Raw genomic sequence first — 20137 nt, 5'->3', positions numbered from 1 at the left:
TGTCCGTTGTCGAACAGCCAGATAAATTCTATATTTCACCCCGCAACACGGGCCTGAACGGCTTGATTTCTTTGGAAATCAATTGGCTTCGTTGTTGCGATGTTGTGTTTGCAAACTCGTATTTCGAGTTAGGTAGATTTCTACCATAATGTTTTGTCCACACTCCCTGTGACAAAACATATACTTCCTGTATTTATTTTTGACCTGTCTGTCAAATTTGTTACACCGCCTAAATTAGGCGGTGTTTTTTTATCTATCAAAAATCTCATCCGCATATCTGGCAGCAATATCACTTTATTACTCTTCTTTCGGATTAATTATCGTTATATCAACACAAAGTGTATGGCTTTGCGATGAGCCTCAACATTATGCTAAGTAATGGTTGTCTGTAACGCGATCAAAAACAAAAAAGGCGCAAATTGATGTCTCAATTTGCGCCTTTTAACGTATTTTAACAGTCAGCTATGGACGGTAAACTTTTACGTTGCTGAAGCCTTGCTCTTGCAAGTAAAGCGCTTGCAGACGGCTCATCACACCGCGGTCACAGTAAAGTAGGTATGTCTTAGACTGGTCTAAGTCACCAAACTGTGTACCCAGCTTGTAGAAAGGGATATGTTTCACATCCACACCTTCGATTTCAAGTGGGTTATCGTCTTCCTCTTCAGGACTACGAATATCTAGCACAACCGCGTGCTCTTCTACCGCTTGAACTTGCTCTACTTCTGGTGCGGCTTGCTCAGACTCTTTCGCGATATCACGAATGTCCATCATGCGAGCTTCTTGAACCACTTGCTCAAGGATACTAAAGTCGAATTTCTCTTCTTCAGCTTCTAGCTTGCCTTTCACCGCTTTCACGGTTGGCTTCTTAGAGATAACACCACAGTATTCTGGCATTGTCTTTGCGAAATCTTCTGTGCCGATTTCACGTGCTAGATTGATGATGTCTTCTTTATCCCAGTTGATAAGCGGACGCAGAATCAGCGTGTCTGTTACGTTATCGATGTGGCGTAGATTGGTTAGCGTTTGGCTCGATACTTGACCTAGCGCTTCACCTGTTACCAATGCTTCGATCTTCATCTTCTGGGCGATCATGCCTGCTGCACGCATAAACATACGCTTCAAGATCACGCCCATTTGGCCGTCATCGACTTTCTCTAGGATTTCCGCAACCACAGGCTCGAAATCAACTGAGATAAAACGTACTTTTGCTGAAGAACCGTATTTGTTCCATAGGTAGTGAGAAACCTGCTTAACGCCGATTTCGTGTGCTGGACCACCTAAGTTAAAGAAGCAGTAATGTACTTTTGAACCACGCTTGATATGAAGATAGCTTGAAACACCAGAATCGAAACCACCCGAGATCAGGCTTAACACGTCTTCTTGCGTACCCAGTGGGAAACCACCTAGGCCTTTATGACGAGACAATACTTGGTTTAGCTTGTCGTTCGAGACTTCTACCTTGATCGTCACGTCTGGGTTTCGTAGCTTAACACTAGCGCTTTCAATCGCTTGATTTAAACCACCGCCTACATAACGCTCTAGTTCAATAGAGGTAAAGTCATGCTTGCCACGACGCTTCGCACGTACAACAAAGGTTTTATTTTCGAGTGCAGCACGGTTGAGTTCTAGCACTTGCTCGAAGATATCGTGCAAGTCTTTAAATTCAGTTTGCTTCACTTCCAGTACGTGGTGAATGCCTGGTGTATGAGTCAAAACCTCAAGAACTTCAGCGTGGAATTCGTTACTCTCAGAGGTCACTTCAATGTGATCACGACGGTTAAATACCGCGACAGACTCCGTGCGGCTCTTAATGATGTTACGAATGTTGCACTCTAAAATCTTTGTGAAGCGCTTACGCACAGATTCACTTTTTACAAAAATTTCTGGATGGGGCTTTACAATAAATTTCATAGTCTAATTCGCAGGTTAGTTTCGCAATCAACAAAGAGTGACACTCAACTTCAATACTTCATACGCAGTAAAACCGCGTTTCAGTCACAAAAAGTAGTCTGAGCTCACTTTTAAGGCGCAAGATTATACACCCAAGCGGATTGGAAAAACAAAAAAAGCGAGCAATCTGCTCGCTTTCTTACCTCTTTACTGACTTAAAACTAAAGCCTAGTTATTGAATTACTGGCACTTCTTCACTGTAGAGAGGCTCGCCTTGCATAATGCTGATTTCAACCCGTCGGTTAAGCGCACGATTTTCATCAGAATCATTCGGTAACAAGGGCTCCGTATCCGCCATACCCCGCACTCTCAAACGTTGATGAGAGAAGCCTCTCACTTTCTCCATCTCTTGCGCGACTGATACTGCACGCTGAGAAGAGAGATCCCAGTTAGAACGATAAAGTTCCGAGTCTAGCGGTCGATTGTCTGTATGGCCAGATACTCGAACAATGCCTGGCACGTCTTTTACTAGCTCTGCAATCTGACGAACTAAAGGACGAAACTTAGGCTGCAAGAAAGCCGAACCTTCTGGGAATGCACCTTTTTCACGCATACGTATAACAATCTGCTGACCGAGATTTTCAACTTCAATGGCGCCTTGTTCAATCTCTCGTTCTAAGGCTTTCTTGATGCTTTCCATCAAGGTTTCCATCTCTTGCGACATCTCTTTAGATTGCTGTTGTTGCATGTCCGCTTCGGCAGACTCATTGTTTTGAGTTGACGTTTCTGCCGATTGCCCACCCGTTAACTTGCCTTCATCACGTTTTGTGCCACCAGCTCGATCAGACTCCCCTTCATGAAATTCGAGCGTCTGCTGAGTGATGTCCATGGTTTGCTGCATGATGACATCAATCGGAGTTGGTTCCGGCCGACCCGGTCGAAACTCTTGGGCAATAATGCTAGTACCTTTGGGAATGTCTTTCACTTCAAGCTGATTTTGCACACCGAAAGCAAATTTCATTGATCCTGCAATTTGTTTGAACTTCAGTACATCCATCTCAGAAAACGAGAGCAGAAGAACAAAGAAACACATCAGTAGCGACATCAAATCTGCGAATGTCCCCATCCATAACGGGAGGCCAGGTGGCGGACAATCGCATTTGTTATCTTCATCATCCATCACGACTCTCCAAGTTACTCGTCAATCTCAAGGGCACGTTTACCTTCATTGAGGTAGTTCTTCAAGTAACTATCGATCACTCGCGGGTTTTGGCCATCTTGAATCGCTAATACGCCATCCATGATCAAACGGCGATTTAGCGTTTCTTGGTCACGACGAAGAGAAAGCTTATCCGCAATAGGGAAAAACACCATATTGGACAGGATCGCGCCATACAATGTGGTCAAGAGTGCAACGGCCATTGCTGGTCCAATCGCTTTTGGATCATCCATGTTTGAAAGCATCGCAACAAGACCAACCAAGGTGCCAATCATTCCCATCGCAGGAGCAACGTCGCCAAAGGCGCGAAATACACCAGTACCTTGCGTATGTCGTTCATCCGTAAGCGCGATGTCTTTTTTGAGTGCCGCTCTCACAACGTCGGCATCATGGCCATCAACCAGTAGATCAATGCCTTTCTGCATGAATGTGTTGTTTATTTCCATCTCTTCAAGAGCAAGAAAACCACCTTTACGCGCCGCATCGGCCATTTCCACAATTTTTGCGATCAGGTCTTCGGGTTCATCCGCTTTAAACATGAAGGCTTTGCCAGCAATCTTTGTCGCACCAAAAAACTGTCCCATTGTGAACTTCATCAACACGACGAATATTGAGCCACCAACGACAATAAGGATCGACGTGACATCGACAAACATGCCGATGCTGCCACCAAGCACCATCGCCATAATGACGAATGCAAAACCACCAATCAAACCTAATAGGGTTGCTAAATCCACAAAGCACTCCTCACGCTATACTCAAATACTGCCATTGGGCGGATTATTACCTGTATCGACAACTCGCGCAGAATTTTTAGAAAAATCTTAGCTAATGGATCACAAATTACACTTAACAACCTCAACCAAAATATGGGGTTTCACCGCTTAGACTCGTTGAACGCTAATTTTGTGACAATTATATAAGGTTAAATTTGACCAAGTTACTAGGCTAAGGTAACTTTCGTGCATCTTACCCGAGGCTTGATTAAGGCAGAAAAAAGATGGCGGTCAAGAAACCAGAAAACATGACCTTTGAAGCAACCATTGAAGAGCTTGATAGCTTGGTTGATCAATTAGAAAATGGCGATCTTGCTCTAGATGATGCCCTGCGTAAGTTTGAACGAGGCATTGCCTTAGCTCGTGCAGGCCAAACTAAATTAAGCGACGCCGAACAGCGCGTGAGCATTCTTCTTAGTGAAGATGATGAAGCACCACTGAGTGACTTCAAACCAGATTCAGAATAACAATCAGTAGTGAGCAATGTGATGCAACAGACATTGACGTCTTTTCAACAAAGAAACAATCAGCAATTGAATTTGTGGCTCGATCAGCTTCCATATCAAGAGCAGCCATTGATTCAAGCAATGAAATACGGCCTTTTGCTAGGTGGGAAACGCGTTCGCCCTTTTCTTGTTTACATCACAGGTCAAATGCTCGGCTGTAAACCTGAAGACTTAGACACCCCCGCCGCTGCTATCGAATGTATACATGCCTACTCACTCATTCATGATGATCTGCCAGCCATGGACGATGATGAACTGCGTCGAGGTCAACCAACTTGTCATATTAAGTTTGATGAAGCAACCGCAATACTGACAGGTGATGCACTACAAACCCTTGCCTTCACTATTATTGCTGATGGTCAATTAAGCCCGGCGGCAGAAGCTCAACGCATCAGCATGATCAAAGCCTTAGCGCATTCCTCTGGTGCCAGCGGCATGTGTGTAGGGCAAGCCTTAGATTTAGGCGCGGAAAATCGCCAAGTTTCTCTTGAAGAAATGGAAGAGATACACCGTAAAAAAACCGGAGCTCTGATTGATTGTGCGGTAAAATTAGGTGCATTAGCTGCTGGTGAGAAAGGTATCGAGGTTCTACCTCACTTGGAGCGCTACTCAAAAGCAATTGGTTTGGCGTTTCAGGTTCAAGACGATATTCTTGATATCATCAGTGACACAGAAACACTGGGTAAGCCTCAAGGTTCCGACCAAGGTCTGAATAAGAGCACTTATCCTTCCCTGCTGGGTTTAGAGGGAGCCATAGAGAAAGCTCACACTCTGTTACAGGAAGCACTTCAAGCATTGGAAGCTATCCCATACAATACTCAGTTACTCGAAGAGTTCGCCCGATATGTCATCGAGCGCAAAAATTAACACTATAAGCGCGCATTTATATGACTCTTGATATTTCAAAGTACCCAACACTGGCGTTAGCAAATACACCGGAAGAATTACGTCTTCTTCCGAAAGAAACATTACCAAATCTGTGTGATGAACTGCGAACGTATCTGCTAAATTCAGTGAGCCAATCTAGCGGACACTTAGCGTCTGGCTTAGGCACCGTAGAGCTAACTGTCGCTCTGCATTATGTTTACAACACCCCTATCGACAAATTGATCTGGGATGTTGGTCATCAGGCTTACCCGCACAAAATCCTCACCGGACGTCGCGATAAAATGCCAACAATTCGCCAAAAGGATGGTCTACACCCTTTCCCTTGGCGTGAAGAAAGTGAATATGACACCTTATCTGTCGGCCACTCTTCGACATCGATTAGTGCAGGTCTTGGCATGGCCATCAGCGCACAAAAAGAAGGTAAAGGTCGCAAAATCGTCAGTGTGATTGGTGATGGCGCAATTACAGCAGGCATGGCATTCGAAGCCATGAACCACGCTGGCGACGTTCATCCTGATATGTTGGTGATTTTGAACGACAACGAAATGTCTATTTCAGAAAACGTCGGCGCCCTGAATAACCACCTTGCAAAAGTACTTTCTGGTAGCTTGTACACTTCTATCCGTGAAGGCGGTAAAAAAGTGTTGTCTGGTGTTCCACCTATTAAAGAGTTAGTTCGCCGTACGGAAGAACACCTAAAAGGCATGGTGGTGCCTGGTACTCTGTTCGAAGAGTTCGGCTTTAATTACATTGGCCCGGTTGATGGGCACGACGTCAATGAACTCGTCAAAACGCTGAAAAATATGCGTGAGCTCAAAGGTCCTCAATTCCTACACATCATGACCAAGAAAGGCAAAGGTTATGAGCCTGCCGAGAAAGATCCTATCGGCTACCATGCAGTGCCGAAGTTCGCACCGGCAAACAATAGCTTACCGAAGAGCAGTGGCGGTAAGCCAACTTACTCAAAGATCTTCGGTGACTTTTTATGTGACATGGCGGCCCAAGATCCTAAGCTAAGGGCAATTACGCCAGCAATGCGCGAAGGATCAGGTATGGTGCGTTTCTCAAAAGAGTACCCAGACCAATACTTTGATGTGGCGATTGCTGAGCAGCACGCAGTGACACTGGCAACAGGCATGGCAATTGCGGGCGATCATCCAATCGTTGCTATCTATTCGACTTTCTTGCAACGTGGTTATGACCAATTGATCCACGACATCGCGATCATGGACTTACCAGTGATGTTTGCGATCGACCGCGCAGGTCTCGTTGGCGCAGATGGTCAAACTCACCAAGGTGCGTTCGATCTAAGCTTTATGCGCTGTATTCCGAACATGGTGATCATGGCGCCAAGCGACGAAAACGAGTGCCGACAAATGCTTTACACTGGCCATAAGCATTCTGGCCCGAGTGCGGTTCGATACCCTCGTGGTAGCGGCATGGGCGTAGAAATCGAAACTGAGTTTACGGCGTTAGAAATCGGTAAAGGGCGCATGGTTCGCCAAGGTGAAAAAGTTGCTATTCTGAACTTTGGTACTTTCTTGGGTAACGCGCTAGAAGCGGCAGAATACCTTAACGCCACTGTTGCTGATATGCGCTTTGTGAAGCCGCTCGATGAAGCATTAATTCGTCAATTAGCCACAGATCATGACGTGCTCGTGACGTTAGAAGAAAATGTTATCGCGGGTGGTGCTGGTGCTGGTGTCGTTGAGTTCATGATGAAAGATAAAATCATTAAACCTGTGTTGAACCTAGGTTTACCAGATGAGTTTATTCATCAGGGAACACAAGATGAACTGCATGAAGAGCTTGGTCTCGATGCAAAAGGAATTGAAAAATCCATCTTGGATTATTTAGCAAAATAGAATGTAAAAAGGGATGCTCATAGCATCCCTTTTTTTACGGTCAACGTTTAATTCATCCAGCCCGCATATTTTGCGACTAGAAACAGGGCAACACCGGCCATAACTCCCGCCACGATATCATCAACCATAATACCCAGCCCACCGTGAACTCGCTTATCTAGCCACCCAATTGGCCAAGGTTTTACCATATCGAAAAAACGAAATAAGATGAAGCCAGTGATCAACCACTTCCATTCAGTGAGTGGAATATTCAGTGCAGGTACAATGCTCATCGTAATCCAAAAGCCTGCAAACTCATCCCATACGATTGAACCATGATCATGTACTTTCATGTCTGCAGAGGTCACTTGGCATATTTGAATGCCGATCACACACGAAATCAGAACAACAATGACATACGCCGTAAATGGTAATTGTGCCAACAACAAAAAGAAAGGCACGGCCGCCAGTGTGCCCATTGTTCCAGGGATAAACGGGGATAATCCACTGCCAAAACCCGTCGCCAATAGATGCCACGGGTTCTTTAATGAAATAAGAGAAAGAGGGTTGGTCATATCCTTAAACCTATACTGCTAGTTTGGTTTCAATCGTCATGCCTGTGAGTTGCTCAATAGTAACAGGCTCTTGGCTAGAGCTTAGCTCAGATCATTTAAAGTGGTCGAAGCCACTTAAGTCCCAATCAAGTGGTTGATTGTTATCATGCAGCTCGAAGGTTCCATTTGGTCGGATTTGACCAATACATGTGACCTTACAGCCAGTATGAGATAAAGCGCTTTGTAACGAGCCTCGATTTTGCTCCGGCACGGTAAAACACAACTCGTATTCTTCGCCACTTGCTAAAGCATACTGCTGCGCGCTGATCTTATCATCTAAAAACTGGACTAATTCTGAAGAGATCGGTAGCTGAGAGACATCAATACTCACCCCAACCTGAGATCGCTGTAAAATGTGCTTAATATCAGAGATTAAACCATCTGAAATATCTATCGCAGAAGAGGCTAAGCCAACAAGAGCTTGTCCAGCAAGCACACGCGGAGAACTAAGGTAATGAGCTCGCTCTAGTGCTTCCGCGCCGGCTCTGCTGCGCAGAGAGTCATCTAGAATCACATCCAAGCCAGCTTTTGCATCGCCAAGGTTTCCCGTTACATATACCCAATCCCCAGGCCTTGCGCCGGATCGCGTGAGCGCTTTGTCTTCAGGTACAAAACCTTGCACCGTGAGTGTCAGACACAATGGACCTTTGGTGGTATCACCGCCTATTAACTGAATACCATAGTAATCAGCCAGTTCGAAAAATGCATCACAGAAAGGAGCAAGCCATTCTTCATCTGGCTCAGGCATCGTTAATGCAAAGCTCACCCATGCAGGCGTTGCGCCCATCGCCGCCAAATCACTGATGTTAGAAGCCAATGCTTTGTGTGCGACCCATGCTGGGTTCGCGTCGGCTAAGAAATGCGTTCCAGCTACCAATGTATCCGTGCTAATCGCAATCTGAACATTAGCTGGCGCTTTGACCAAAGCACAATCATCACCAGCGGCTAGATGGACATCTTTACGTTGGCTCTGACGACCGACGAAGTACTTGTCTATCAGATTAAATTCACCAGACATAATTCACTTACTTTTTGATGTAAAAGCTTTTGATACAAAAAAGGTCAGCATGTGCTGACCTTTTCATTGAAGAAATCGTTATTTCTTACGAATGTGAGGTGCTGCTTTATCAAGTACACCATTCACAAACTTGTGGCTATCTTCTGCTGCGAAAACTTTTGCAAGTTCAATCGCTTCATTGATAACAACTTTGTAAGGAACATCTTCGCGACGAGTCATCTCGTACATAGCAAGGCGAAGAAGAGCAAGTTCCATCATATCTAAATCCTGCATAGGACGAGAGATGTATGGACGAATTTTGCTATCTAGCTCAGCGTGGCTAAGTACAACACCGCTTAATAGTTCACGGAAGTAAGCTACGTCTGTCTCTGGAGCAGCAAGCGCTGGCTCAGATGCATGAAGTTCTTCTTCATCGTATTTGTCGCCAGACAAAAACTGTTCTTCAATCTTGGCAACATTCTCTTTAGTAATTTGCCATGAGTAGATCGCCTGTAGAGCGAATTGACGTGCGTTACGACGTGCGGCTGGTTTCACACTGGCCCCCATTAGGAATCAATTTCAGATAGTACATTAATCATTTCAAGTGCGCTTAGTGCAGCCTCTGCACCTTTATTACCAGCCTTGGTTCCTGCGCGTTCAATCGCTTGATCGATCGTATCAACAGTCAAAACACCAAATGCTACTGGAATGCTGAATTCCATAGACACTTGTGCTAGACCTTTGTTCATCTCACTACAAACATAGTCAAAGTGAGGCGTTCCACCGCGAATAACAGACCCTAGAGAAACAATAGCGTCGAATTTGCCAGTTTTAGCAACACGCTGAGCTACTAGAGGTAGTTCTACGGCACCTGGACAACGCACAACCGTGATGTTGTCTTCGCTTACTTGTCCGTGACGCTTTAGTGTATCGATCGCACCAGAAAGTAGGCTTTCGTTAATAAAACTGTTGAAACGAGAAATAACGATAGCAATTTTTGCATTTGGCGCTGGGAAGCCACCCTCGATCACTTTCATAAGCTTTCCTTTAACTCTATTTATAAGTGAAATATGTTCATCAAGTGAGAATCGCCGGATTCTAGCACAAATTTGTGAGCAATATCTAATGGAAATTGGAGGCAAATCACCGGTTCCTAGCCATTGACGAGTTAAGCACGTCAAAGACTAGGAACTTATTGTTCGGTTGTTACTCGCAGACGTACTCAACAACATTCAGACCAAAACCACCTAACGCGTGGTACTTTTTGTTGGTCGATGACAGAAGGCGCATATCATGTACACCGAGATCCGCAAGAATCTGTGAACCAACGCCAACACGGCGAGACGTGCCTTGTTTTTTAGCAAGCGTTGGGGCTTCACCTTTGTCTTGCGCTTCGAACATCTTCACGCGATGAATAAGTAGATCAGTCGATTCTTCATGGCCAAGAACAACCAACACACCGCCCTCTTCACCAATGCGTTTCATTGCCTTATCTAGTGTCCAACTGCGCTCTGCATTACGATCGCTACGTAGTAAGTCGGTAAAAACGTCTTGAAGATGTACGCGAACCAGTGGCGCTTTTTCTTTCAAATCGCCCTTGCACATTGCGTAGTGCACTTGGTTATCAATGGTGTCTTTGTACGTGACTAACGTGAACTCGCCAAACTCTGTCGGTAACTTGCACTCAGCCACACGTTCAATCGTTGTCTCAGTGTTATTGCGGTACTCAATTAGGTCGGCAATAGTGCCCAATTTAATACCGTGCTTCTCTGCAAAGATCTCTAGATCTGGGCGACGAGCCATCGTGCCGTCGTCATTTAAGATCTCAACAATCACCGATGCTGGCTCTAAACCAGCAAGACGAGCCAAATCACAGCCAGCTTCAGTGTGACCTGCGCGAGTCAGTACACCGCCGTCTTGAGCTGCGAGAGGGAAGATGTGACCAGGCTGCACCAAATCCGCAGCTTTAGCGTTTGGCGCGACTGCTGCTTGAACGGTACGTGCGCGATCTGCGGCTGAAATACCCGTCGTTACCCCTTCTGCTGCCTCAATCGAAACAGTAAAGTTGGTGGTGTATTGCGCATTATTGTCTTGCACCATTGGTGGCAGACCTAGACTTTCGCAACGATCTTTGGTCATGGTTAAACAAATCAGGCCACGGCCATAGGTTGCCATAAAGTTGATGGCTTCCGGCGTAATATGCTCGGCAGCCATGATCAAGTCACCTTCATTCTCGCGGTCTTCATCATCCATTAGGATGACCATTTTGCCTGCGCGAATATCATCAATAATTTCTTGTGGCGTACTGATTGGCATAGTCTGTTATCCCGTTATTCTAAATTTGTTATTGCGACAGCAATGAAAAATTACGTTGCAGTGAATGCTAGTTAGGTCAATAGTTTGAGCTTTGCATTAAGCAAGTCAATGAATCTCGCGGTGTTCTGTGAGTCTGCTCTTTATCGCATGCCTCACGCAGCCACTCCCAAGACTTATGCAAAACCGTTTTGCTGTAAAAAGTCCATCGTGATACGAGACTCGGCCTTATCTTCTTGTTGTCCTTGCAGTAAACGCTCCATATAACGCGCAAGTACATCAACTTCTAAGTTGACTTTGCGCCCCACTTGAAACTGGTCAATCGTAGTTTCTTCACTCGTATGAGGAACGATCGTCAGCTTAAAAGCATTTTTACGTAAGTCGTTGACGGTTAGGCTAATACCATCAACAGTAATCGAGCCTTTCTCTGCAACGTACTTGCTAATTTCCGCAGGCATTGCAACCCAAAACTCTATCGCACGGCCAACTGAATTGCGTTCGACAATTTCACCAACCCCATCGACATGGCCAGAAACGATATGTCCACCCAATCGCGTTGTTGGCAACATGGCTTTTTCTAGATTCACCTTATCGCCTACTTGGTAATCAGCAAACCCAGTTTTCTTCAAGGTTTCTAATGACAGATCAGCACTGTAATAGTGGCTTCCGAAGTCAACTACCGTTAAGCAAACACCATTGGTCGCAATGCTATCGCCTAACTTAACGTCTGACATATCAAGCGTACCCGTTTCAACCGTGACGGTGATGTCTTCGCCCTTCGGCGTAATCGCAGCTAACTTGCCAACTGCTTCTACTATTCCTGTAAACATACTATTTCTTATCTAATTTCATTACGTTTTATGGTGGCGGTGATGCGAATGTCTACCCCAACCATACGAACGTCTGTAATGTTTAAATCTATGACGTCAGCCATAGCGCTTAACCCTAAAGCACCGATAAGCCCCCGACCATCGCTGCCCATGAGTTTTGGCGCAAGGTAAACAATGAGCTCATCTACAAGATTAGCCTTTATCATCGCACTCGCTAGCGTAGCTCCAGCTTCAACCCATAAGTGATTGATGTGGTGCTCATCCGAGATACGTTTTAATGTCGTTGATAAGTCAATTTGGTCAGCGCTGTCCAATAGAGGGATACAGTCTCCATCAGAGCGAATAATAACTCGCTCTCCATCGGTGTGGAACAGCTTGAGCGCACCCGTTAAATGGTTCTGACGGTCTAAGATTACACGTACTGGTTGACGAAGTTCTTCTCGTAAATACTGCGCTTGAACACTGGTAGGTAAGTCATCCCAACGCACATTGAGTGACGCATTATCATCAATCACCGTTTTGCTAGTAGAAAGAATGCCACCACTCATTGCTCGATAACGCTGCACATCTTGGCGGGCCGCTGGGGAGGTGATCCATTGGCTCTGACCATTATTGAGTGCGCTTTGCCCATCCAAACTGGCTGCCATTTTTAATTGAACAAACGGCATGCCTGTACGCATGTACTTTATAAAACCAGGGTTAAGGGCAAGGGCATCTTGCTCTAACAAGCCGATTTGTACTTCAATTCCTGCATCACGTAACATCTGGATGCCGCGACCTGCAACTTTCGGGTTTGGGTCTACCATGGCGCAAACCACACGTGCCACTTTGGCTTTAATCAGCCCTTCGGCACATGGCGGTGTACGGCCGTAATGAGAGCAAGGTTCTAGCGTCACATAAGCGGTTGCACCAACTGCTTTTTCACCCGCCATGCGCATCGCGTGCACTTCGGCATGCGGCTCACCAGCACGATGGTGATAGCCTTCACCGACAATTTCTTCATCATGAACGATGACACACCCTACATTTGGATTAGGGGCGGTGGTATAAATGCCACGTTTCGCTAACTTAATAGCTCGTGACATCATGGCGAAATCTAAATCAGAAAACGCTCTTTCAAGAGTGTGTTGAGTCATGAGCTACTCAGTCTTCTAGGCGGGCAATCTCTTCGCCAAACTCGCGAATATCTTCAAAGCTGCGGTAAACGGAAGCGAAACGAATGTAAGCCACCTTATCGAGCTCTTTGAGCTGGTCCATGACTAAATTACCAATCATTTCACTCGGAACCTCTCGCTCACCCGTCGCACGCAGTTGTGATTTGATCATACTGATCGCTAACTCTATAGAATCGGCACTCACTGGGCGTTTCTCTAAAGCGCGTTGAATACCGCCAACCATTTTATCTTCATCAAATGGTTCACGGTTGCCATTCGATTTGATCACTTTAGGCATCACTAACTCTGCGCTTTCAAACGTAGTGAAACGCTCGCTACACGCCAAGCACTGACGGCGACGTCGAACTTGATGGCCATCAGCCACTAAGCGGGAATCAATAACTTTGGTATCGTTCTCGGAACAAAAAGGACAATGCATATCACCTCCATATCTATACCAAAATAACCTCATGAGCAATCACGGATAACCACGCGTTCATGGTTATACGGACTCTATTAAAGCTATTTGGGTATAACGCTTTCAAACCGAAATAAAAGCTCATGTAGTGTAGCGGAATTGGTATGTTAGACAAAACAAAAAGGGGCGCAAAGGCCCCTTTTTCACTCAAGATCTCGTCGAATGTGTTAACTGCGTGCTAAGTAGTTCGCTTTACCAACCCACTTGTAGCTAGTTAGCTCTTCTAAGCCCATCGGACCGCGTGCATGTAGCTTTTGCGTAGATACTGCGACTTCTGCGCCAAGGCCAAATTGCGCACCGTCTGTAAAGCGCGTTGAAGCATTCACATAAACCGCCGCCGAACCGACAGAATTGATGAACAGTTCTGAGTTTTCCAAACTATTGGTCATGATCGCATCTGAGTGGCTCGCGTTATGGACACGCATATGATCAATGGCATCTTTCACATCAGACACAACTTTTACACCAAGAGTGTAGCTCAACCATTCCGTATCAAAGTCACCTTCAACAGCATCGCGAATTTGTGTTGCTTGAGCCATCAGTGCTTTTGCCTTAGGCTCTGTCACGAAGGTCACTTTATCGTTCATGCGCTCTACGATCATTGGTAGGAATTGCGCTGCAATTTTTTCATGCACGAGCAGCGTATCTAATGAGTTACACGCAGATGGACGTTGAACTTTAGAGTTCTCAACCACATTCAGGGATTTCTCTAGATCAGCGGATTCGTCGACAAAGATATGGCTGATACCAAAGCCACCAATAATCACCGGAATCGTGCTGTTTTCTTTACACATTTTGTGTAGGCCAGCACCACCGCGTGGAATGATCATGTCGACGTAATCGTCCAACTTAAGCAATTGAGAAACAAGCTCACGATCTGGTTTTTCAATGTACTGCACAGAAGCGGCTGGAAGGTTCGCCTTTGCGAGCGCAGACTGAATAACCTTCACTAATTCCATATTCGAGAAAAAGGTCTCTTTGCCACCACGTAAAATACTTGCGTTGCCGGTTTTCAAGCACAACGCTGCAATATCAATGGTTACGTTTGGACGCGCTTCATAAATTACGCCCACGACACCAAGCGGCACACGACGACGAGACAGTGACATCCCATTTTCCAGTACCTTACTGTCTATTTCGCTGCCTACAGGATCGTTCAAGCTAATGACGTTGCGAACATCATTCGCAATTGCAGTCAATCGTTCTTCATTAAGCAAAAGGCGATCGAGCAGCGCATCGGTTAAACCCGCTTCACGGCCAAGTTCGATGTCTTTAGCGTTTGCCGCCAAAATAGCAGCAGAGCTTGCTTCTAGCTCATCAGCAATGATGGCTAATGCTTGGTTCTTTTGCGCAGTTGACGCTGTCGCTAATTCGAAAGCTGCATCTTTAGCAGCTTTACCCATATTCGTTAAATCCACTTTGCTTCCCTCTAATTCTATTCCTGAATGACGACCAAATCATCGCGGTGAATCACCTCAGAGCCATAATCATGACCCAAAATAGAGATGATATCTTTACTGTGCTTACCCGTAATTTTAGTTAGGTCATCACTTGAGTAGGCGCTGATGCCACGAGCCACCAACTTACCGTGAGTGTTTGTTACACGCGCCACTTCGCCTCGTGCGAAGTCACCACTAACTTTGATGACCCCTTTAGCAAGTAGGCTACTGCCCTTGCCAACCACAGCATTGACTGCACCATCATCAATAACGATGTCGCCCGATGCCGCAGGTCCCGCTAGAATCCAGCGTTTACGGTTCTCTAAGGCTTCAGAGCAAGGTAGGAAGCGCGTGCCCTGAGGTTCAGCACTTAAAGAGTCAAAGATAACATTCGGCGCACTACCAGCAGCAATAATAACCTCGATACCTGCGCGGCGAGCGATGTCTGCGGCTTGCAGCTTCGTTGCCATACCACCAGTACCCAATGTTGTACCGCTTCCACCTGCGATTTTACGCAGCGTGTCGTCGATGGTTTTTACTTCCTTGATAAGCTCTGCGTTCGGATCTTTACGAGGGTCAGCAGTAAACAGACCTTTTTGGTCCGTTAAAAGCAAGAGCTTATCTGCACCACATAAAATGCCTACCAAAGCGGAAAGGTTGTCGTTATCGCCAACTTTAATCTCGCTAGTCGCAACGGCATCATTTTCGTTTACGATAGGAACAATATCGTTCGCGACGAGCGCATTAATAGTGTCACGCGCGTTAAGGAATCGCTCACGATCTTCTAAATCGGCACGGGTTAGTAACATTTGGCCGATCTTGATACCATAAATACCAAACAAAGACTCCCATGTTTGAATCAAGCGGCTCTGCCCCACCGCGGCAAGTAACTGCTTACTCGCCATCTCGTTGGGCAATGCGGGGTAACCAAGATGCTCACGGCCTGCTGCAATCGCACCAGACGAAACCATTACGATTGAATGGCCTTGTTTTTTAAGCTCAGCACACTGGCGTGCTAACTCAACCATGTGTGCACGGTCGAGTGCCAGAGTGCCGCCTGTCAGCACACTTGTACCCAGTTTCACAACGACAGTTTGTGGTTGTGAAACAACTGCATTTTGTTGATTCGTTGTCATGATGTCTTCTGAAGTGAAAAACAAATAAAGAGAGGATGTTTTAACAATCAAATAGGGAATTAACAAGAGAAAAGGTGCGTTTTCGCACCTTTTTGTTTGGTATTAAATGAAAACAACCAAATTAAGCGAAATCGAAAGACTCCGTGTGATATTCGACTTCTAATTTGAAGTGTTCTTCTAAAGTATCAACCAGCTTTTGATGGAATGTGCTCTGCGTGAGATACACTTCCTCTACCACTTTTTTGGGAAGGGCTTCAGATACCCATTGCCCTTCTTTGTTGTACTTGCCAATATGATATTTAGCAGTAAAGCCTCCCTCGATGGATTCCAAATCCATCCACCAGCCCCAAAATTCACGCTTCTCAGGCGATTTTTTGTCGTCTACACATACAGATAAACAATCAAAATAATAGCGCCCTTCTTGCGATTGTGGTTCGCGCAGGTAAGGCCCTATCGCCTTCAACTTTGACATCAAGCGAAAGTGAGTCGGGCCCTGAGTCGTCTCTGACATATGAATCTCCGTTTTCATAGTTAAAAGTAAACACCCAAGAATGATTATTATTTTTAATTATCATGAGCTTATTTTTTGCTCAGATATATCACTCTTAACTAATTTAGGAGAATTGTCACCCTAATAATTCATCTTCTAGCCACTTTATGGCTAAATCGAGGGATTGCTCATATCCTTTTGTAATTGTTTTGGAACTGATTTTTTTCGCTCTACCATACTGGCTAAATAGAGCAACAAGTTGATTATCACTGTGTGGCGACACTGGATCGCCCTCAAGACTCAAAGCCAAAATAGGCACTTTGGTTTTTCGACTGCTCAGGAAGCCCTGAACCTTCAATGACCACGCCATCATCTGACCAGCCATGCTATTAATATCAACCGCATTTTTCCCCAAACGGGAAGCCAAAAGATCTAGGTACATCTTCGGCATTTTTTGTAACTTCTGAGGGGAAGTAAAAATATCATGTACGGGTGCGCCTAGAGCGACACAAGCTTTGATCTTTTCTTGCTCAACAAAAGAGAGTCTGATCATGGCATTACCACCAAAACGAAACCCAACTAACCCCACTTTGTGATGATCAACCCAAGGTAGCGAGTAAAGCTCATTCAATACCGCTTGATGTAGGCAACTTGAATTCTCGGTCAAGGGCCAATGAGAGCTATGCCCTACTGAAGGCATGTCTACGGTTAACATCGCAATATCTCGCGGTGCAAGACGATTACGGAACAAACGCCACATGTCGGTTTGTAGAGTATCCAAACCAGCGCTCACCATGACCACAGGCAACTGTTTATCCGTTCTTGGTAAATGGAGGTTCGCGATGATTTTGCGATTTTGGTAAGGCACTTCAATTTGCTTGATGGTGTACTTAGTTTTTTCTGCGCCGTCAGAATACGCTTTGTTTGCCAGTACTTGAGCCTGCGATGCCAAGTTGTCATTTTTTAAATGTGGGTAGCCTGCAATACTAAAACACAAAGAAGCAGTGAAGAGTTCATCCGCTGCCTCTTCTCCTTGCATTTCATTTGCTCGCTTCTGATGAGCCATACCAAGCTTGATCCACTCAAATGTCCAGTTACCACTGTGATAACCCATTACAGTGTCCAACCAATCATCATTGGTTCGCGAGTGAGAAGATGAAGCAATTTTGGACAGTACGCCTTCCATTTCGATCGGAGACAATCCTTGCCAAGCCCATTGCAAGCGACGCAAATGACGATACCAAGCACGATCACCCTGCGCTTCTCGTTCATCAAGTATTTTTTTACTGGTCGGCATGTACTGGGTAAGCGCGGAGGTTTCTTTTGCTTGCTTATGTTTCACGAACAAAGTTTCGGAAAGATTTTTACTGACGTCTTCAGACATAGGAAGAACCCTAGGCTATTAGCATGATTTAATATCATAATAAAAAAAATGCCCCTATAAAGGGGCATTTCTCAATATTCTTTAACCGCGTTTATTTTTGCTTGCGGTTTACTGGCTCAGCATACTGGATTGACATATCCCAAGGCTGCTCGATCCAAGTGTCTTGAGCAATATCTACAACGTAATCATCCAGCAGCTCTTTGCCTGATGGTTTCGCACACACAGCGATCATTTTCGCTTTTGGATACATCTCACGTAGTTTGCGCGCTGTATCACCACTGTCTACTAGGTCTTCAACGATTAGGTAACCTTCGCCATCACCTTCAGGTGCTTTTAGTACCGTCATGTCGCGCTGATGATCATGGTCGTAGCTTGAAATACAGATTGTATCAACGTAACGAATACCCAGTTCACGAGCCAAAATAGCGCCAGGAACCAAACCGCCGCGGCTTACCGCCCAAATTCCTTTCCATTGCTCAGCTGGCATTTGTTTTTCAGCCAGTTCACGGCAGTAAGTCTGCATTGCATCCCAAGTGATAATGAATTTTTTACTCATTGTAATAACCTAATAATTTGAAAATATGCATCCTCAAAATCTAGCGAAGTCACTCAAAAGCGGAATGCTCACTAACTTCTCCAAAATGTTTGGAGACGAGGATTTCAAGCTGCGCAAACGATTATTCTACCGAAACACACCGCTAATACCAACGGTGATATCAAAATTCTCTGCCTATTCCGCAGAAAAACCGTCTTCTGTGAACAACGTAAAAAAAGAAAAAGCCAGCGTGAATAAATCCACACTGGCTTTTTGCTCGAGAAATTAACCGACGAGGTATTTAACGATGAAGATGGCTGACATCACCCATACACTCATCGACACTTCACGGCCCTTACCGCTGAATAACTTGATCGCCGCGTATGCGATAAAGCCTAACGTGATACCTTCTGCAATCGAGAATGTTAGCGGCATAACTAAACAAGTCACAACAACTGGGGACGCTTCAGTTAGGTCACGCCAATCAATGCTTACTAGCCCAGACAGCATCAAGATCGCCACATAGAATAGCGCACCTGACGTTGCATAAGCAGGGATCATACCCGCAAGTGGTGAGAACAATAGAGCAAGTAGGAAGAGTACACCAACAACCACGGCTGTTAGACCAGTACGCCCACCCGCAGCTACACCAGAAACGCTTTCAATATAAGATGTCGTGTTGGAGGTACCAAGTAATGCACCTACTGACGTTGCTGTTGAGTCTGCAAGTAACGCTTTGTTTAAACGAGGGATGTTGCCATTCTCGTCAGTTAGACCAGCTTTTTGAGAAACGCCAACGAGCGTACCTGCGGTGTCAAATAAATCGACAAATAGGAAAGCAAATACGACGGAAATCATGCCTACTTCAAACAAACCAGAGAAATCCAGTTGCATGAAAGTTGGCGCAATGCTTGGTGGCGTTGACATAATACCGCCCCACTGCACATCACCAAATAGAAGACCAAGCGCTGTAACGCCAAGAATGGCGATCATCACCGCACCTTTCACACCACGGTGAACCAGTGCAATCGTAAGAAAGAAGCCAATCGCGGCCAATACAGATGGCAATGATGTGATCTCTCCCATAGAAACTAATGTCGCTGGGTTATCAACGACGATACCTGCATTTTTTAATGCGATAAACGCTAAGAAAAGACCAATACCAGCTGAAATACCTGTTCGTAGAGAATGCGGGATCGAGTTAATAATCCACTCACGGATCTTAAATACGCTTAAAAGAATGAACAGAAGGCCAGAAACAAATACAGCCGCCAACGCAACTTGCCACGTATAACCCATTCCCAATACAACAGAGTAAGTAAAAAATGCGTTCAGGCCCATTCCTGGTGCCTGTGCGATTGGGTAATTGGCAACAAATCCCATGATAAAACAGCCGATTGCGGCAGCAAGACAAGTTGCGACAAAAATGGCGCCACGGTCCATACCGGTATCCGACAGGATCGCTGGGTTTACAAAAATAATGTAAGCCATAGTTAGGAAGGTCGTAACACCTGCAATGATCTCAGTGCGCACATTTGTGCCATTTTCACTGAGTTTAAAAAGCCTCTCGAGCATGATCGAATCCTGTAAAGGTAAAAAGTAAACGGTTGCGTAATCGATTGGCGGGAATTATAAAGTTATCAA

General features: G+C 45.4%; 20 protein-coding genes. 3 read left to right on the top strand and 17 right to left on the bottom strand.

The features are described 5' to 3' along the window. Positions 1-462: 462 nt before the first annotated feature. The 3 genes from thiI to pomA form a co-directional block, all read right to left on the bottom strand. On the bottom strand, positions 463-1911 hold the full coding sequence (thiI, locus tag R8O11_RS18535) for a tRNA uracil 4-sulfurtransferase ThiI (protein WP_005383617.1): 1449 nt from the start codon (positions 1909-1911) through the stop codon (positions 463-465). Positions 1912-2122: 211 nt separating this feature from the next. After that, complete coding sequence (locus R8O11_RS18530) at positions 2123-3070, bottom strand: flagellar motor protein MotB (protein WP_033905844.1); 948 nt, start codon at positions 3068-3070, stop codon at positions 2123-2125. Between the two features lie 14 nt (positions 3071-3084). Continuing rightward, on the bottom strand, positions 3085-3846 hold the full coding sequence (pomA, locus tag R8O11_RS18525) for a flagellar motor protein PomA (protein ID WP_005381564.1): 762 nt from the start codon (positions 3844-3846) through the stop codon (positions 3085-3087). A gap of 263 nt (positions 3847-4109) precedes the next feature. On the opposite strand from pomA, the gene xseB reads away from it, so the two are divergent. Genes xseB through dxs form a run of 3 tightly spaced genes read left to right on the top strand, consistent with a single transcriptional unit; the run spans position 4110 to position 7144 of the window. Then, positions 4110-4352: an exodeoxyribonuclease VII small subunit gene (xseB, locus tag R8O11_RS18520; RefSeq protein ID WP_005381566.1), complete on the top strand. Its 243-nt coding sequence runs from the start codon at positions 4110-4112 to the stop codon at positions 4350-4352. 21 nt (positions 4353-4373) lie between these two features. After that, positions 4374-5258: a (2E,6E)-farnesyl diphosphate synthase gene (ispA, locus tag R8O11_RS18515; protein WP_033905843.1), complete on the top strand. Its 885-nt coding sequence runs from the start codon at positions 4374-4376 to the stop codon at positions 5256-5258. 20 nt (positions 5259-5278) lie between these two features. Next, a complete protein-coding gene (dxs, locus tag R8O11_RS18510; RefSeq protein ID WP_318194341.1) occupies positions 5279-7144 on the top strand; it encodes a 1-deoxy-D-xylulose-5-phosphate synthase in 1866 nt (621 codons plus the stop codon). Between the two features lie 47 nt (positions 7145-7191). Here the strand turns inward: dxs and pgpA are convergent, their stop codons facing one another. The 14 genes from pgpA to R8O11_RS18440 form a co-directional block, all read right to left on the bottom strand. Then, positions 7192-7698, bottom strand: a complete 507-nt coding sequence (pgpA, locus tag R8O11_RS18505; RefSeq protein ID WP_031780838.1) for a phosphatidylglycerophosphatase A — start codon at positions 7696-7698, stop codon at positions 7192-7194. Positions 7699-7789: 91 nt separating this feature from the next. Further along, positions 7790-8755, bottom strand: a complete 966-nt coding sequence (gene thiL, locus R8O11_RS18500) for a thiamine-phosphate kinase (RefSeq protein ID WP_033905841.1) — start codon at positions 8753-8755, stop codon at positions 7790-7792. 78 nt (positions 8756-8833) lie between these two features. Continuing rightward, entirely contained in the window at positions 8834-9301 is a 468-nt protein-coding gene (nusB, locus tag R8O11_RS18495) for a transcription antitermination factor NusB (RefSeq protein WP_005381571.1), read from the bottom strand. Then, complete coding sequence (gene ribE, locus R8O11_RS18490; RefSeq protein ID WP_005381572.1) at positions 9301-9771, bottom strand: 6,7-dimethyl-8-ribityllumazine synthase; 471 nt, start codon at positions 9769-9771, stop codon at positions 9301-9303. The genes nusB and ribE overlap by 1 nt, the downstream gene beginning before the upstream one ends. A 169-nt stretch (positions 9772-9940) precedes the next feature. Beyond that, the gene (ribBA, locus tag R8O11_RS18485; RefSeq protein ID WP_005381573.1) at positions 9941-11050 is read right to left on the bottom strand and encodes a bifunctional 3,4-dihydroxy-2-butanone-4-phosphate synthase/GTP cyclohydrolase II; all 1110 of its coding nucleotides are present in this window, start codon (positions 11048-11050) and stop codon (positions 9941-9943) included. A gap of 173 nt (positions 11051-11223) precedes the next feature. Continuing rightward, positions 11224-11877, bottom strand: coding sequence for a riboflavin synthase (locus tag R8O11_RS18480; RefSeq protein WP_005383626.1), 654 nt, complete (start codon positions 11875-11877; stop codon positions 11224-11226). Positions 11878-11885: 8 nt separating this feature from the next. Continuing rightward, positions 11886-13013 carry a bifunctional diaminohydroxyphosphoribosylaminopyrimidine deaminase/5-amino-6-(5-phosphoribosylamino)uracil reductase RibD gene (gene ribD / locus R8O11_RS18475; protein WP_318194340.1) on the bottom strand — a complete coding sequence of 376 codons (1128 nt, stop codon included), beginning with the start codon at positions 13011-13013 and terminating at the stop codon, positions 11886-11888. Positions 13014-13020: 7 nt separating this feature from the next. Then, a complete protein-coding gene (gene nrdR, locus R8O11_RS18470) occupies positions 13021-13470 on the bottom strand; it encodes a transcriptional regulator NrdR (RefSeq protein ID WP_005381578.1) in 450 nt (149 codons plus the stop codon). A 206-nt stretch (positions 13471-13676) separates the two neighbouring features. Beyond that, positions 13677-14927: a glutamate-5-semialdehyde dehydrogenase gene (locus R8O11_RS18465; protein ID WP_033905839.1), complete on the bottom strand. Its 1251-nt coding sequence runs from the start codon at positions 14925-14927 to the stop codon at positions 13677-13679. 17 nt (positions 14928-14944) lie between these two features. Continuing rightward, entirely contained in the window at positions 14945-16084 is a 1140-nt protein-coding gene (gene proB / locus R8O11_RS18460; RefSeq protein WP_033905836.1) for a glutamate 5-kinase, read from the bottom strand. A gap of 121 nt (positions 16085-16205) precedes the next feature. Beyond that, positions 16206-16595: a sigma factor-binding protein Crl gene (gene crl / locus R8O11_RS18455; protein WP_005381584.1), complete on the bottom strand. Its 390-nt coding sequence runs from the start codon at positions 16593-16595 to the stop codon at positions 16206-16208. Positions 16596-16710: 115 nt separating this feature from the next. Then, complete coding sequence (gene frsA, locus R8O11_RS18450) at positions 16711-17958, bottom strand: esterase FrsA (RefSeq protein WP_033905834.1); 1248 nt, start codon at positions 17956-17958, stop codon at positions 16711-16713. A gap of 91 nt (positions 17959-18049) precedes the next feature. Continuing rightward, positions 18050-18514 (bottom strand): oxytetracycline resistance phosphoribosyltransferase domain-containing protein Tet(34), encoded by a 465-nt coding sequence (gene tet(34), locus R8O11_RS18445; protein ID WP_005381590.1) that lies wholly within the window; start codon positions 18512-18514, stop codon positions 18050-18052. Positions 18515-18778: 264 nt separating this feature from the next. Further along, the gene (locus R8O11_RS18440) at positions 18779-20068 is read right to left on the bottom strand and encodes an NCS2 family permease (protein ID WP_005381592.1); all 1290 of its coding nucleotides are present in this window, start codon (positions 20066-20068) and stop codon (positions 18779-18781) included. Positions 20069-20137 lie beyond the last annotated feature (69 nt).

This window comes from Vibrio sp. 1288 (assembly GCF_033344475.1).
Note: the sequence above shows the minus strand (reverse complement) of the source record. Positions and strands in the feature narration are given on the sequence as shown.

What these genes read in the sequence shown, in the direction of transcription:
- thiI (WP_005383617.1), bottom strand. Translation starts at nt 1,911, where the DNA reads ATGAAATTTATTGTAAAGCCCCATCCAGAAATTTTTGTAAAAAGTGAA.
- R8O11_RS18530 (WP_033905844.1), bottom strand. Translation starts at nt 3,070, where the DNA reads ATGGATGATGAAGATAACAAATGCGATTGTCCGCCACCTGGCCTCCCG.
- xseB (WP_005381566.1), top strand. Translation starts at nt 4,110, where the DNA reads ATGGCGGTCAAGAAACCAGAAAACATGACCTTTGAAGCAACCATTGAA.
- ispA (WP_033905843.1), top strand. Translation starts at nt 4,374, where the DNA reads ATGCAACAGACATTGACGTCTTTTCAACAAAGAAACAATCAGCAATTG.
- dxs (WP_318194341.1), top strand. Translation starts at nt 5,279, where the DNA reads ATGACTCTTGATATTTCAAAGTACCCAACACTGGCGTTAGCAAATACA.
- pgpA (WP_031780838.1), bottom strand. Translation starts at nt 7,698, where the DNA reads ATGACCAACCCTCTTTCTCTTATTTCATTAAAGAACCCGTGGCATCTA.
- thiL (WP_033905841.1), bottom strand. Translation starts at nt 8,755, where the DNA reads ATGTCTGGTGAATTTAATCTGATAGACAAGTACTTCGTCGGTCGTCAG.
- nusB (WP_005381571.1), bottom strand. Translation starts at nt 9,301, where the DNA reads ATGGGGGCCAGTGTGAAACCAGCCGCACGTCGTAACGCACGTCAATTC.
- ribE (WP_005381572.1), bottom strand. Translation starts at nt 9,771, where the DNA reads ATGAAAGTGATCGAGGGTGGCTTCCCAGCGCCAAATGCAAAAATTGCT.
- ribBA (WP_005381573.1), bottom strand. Translation starts at nt 11,050, where the DNA reads ATGCCAATCAGTACGCCACAAGAAATTATTGATGATATTCGCGCAGGC.
- R8O11_RS18480 (WP_005383626.1), bottom strand. Translation starts at nt 11,877, where the DNA reads ATGTTTACAGGAATAGTAGAAGCAGTTGGCAAGTTAGCTGCGATTACG.
- ribD (WP_318194340.1), bottom strand. Translation starts at nt 13,013, where the DNA reads ATGACTCAACACACTCTTGAAAGAGCGTTTTCTGATTTAGATTTCGCC.
- nrdR (WP_005381578.1), bottom strand. Translation starts at nt 13,470, where the DNA reads ATGCATTGTCCTTTTTGTTCCGAGAACGATACCAAAGTTATTGATTCC.
- proB (WP_033905836.1), bottom strand. Translation starts at nt 16,084, where the DNA reads ATGACAACGAATCAACAAAATGCAGTTGTTTCACAACCACAAACTGTC.
- crl (WP_005381584.1), bottom strand. Translation starts at nt 16,595, where the DNA reads ATGTCAGAGACGACTCAGGGCCCGACTCACTTTCGCTTGATGTCAAAG.
- frsA (WP_033905834.1), bottom strand. Translation starts at nt 17,958, where the DNA reads ATGTCTGAAGACGTCAGTAAAAATCTTTCCGAAACTTTGTTCGTGAAA.
- R8O11_RS18440 (WP_005381592.1), bottom strand. Translation starts at nt 20,068, where the DNA reads ATGCTCGAGAGGCTTTTTAAACTCAGTGAAAATGGCACAAATGTGCGC.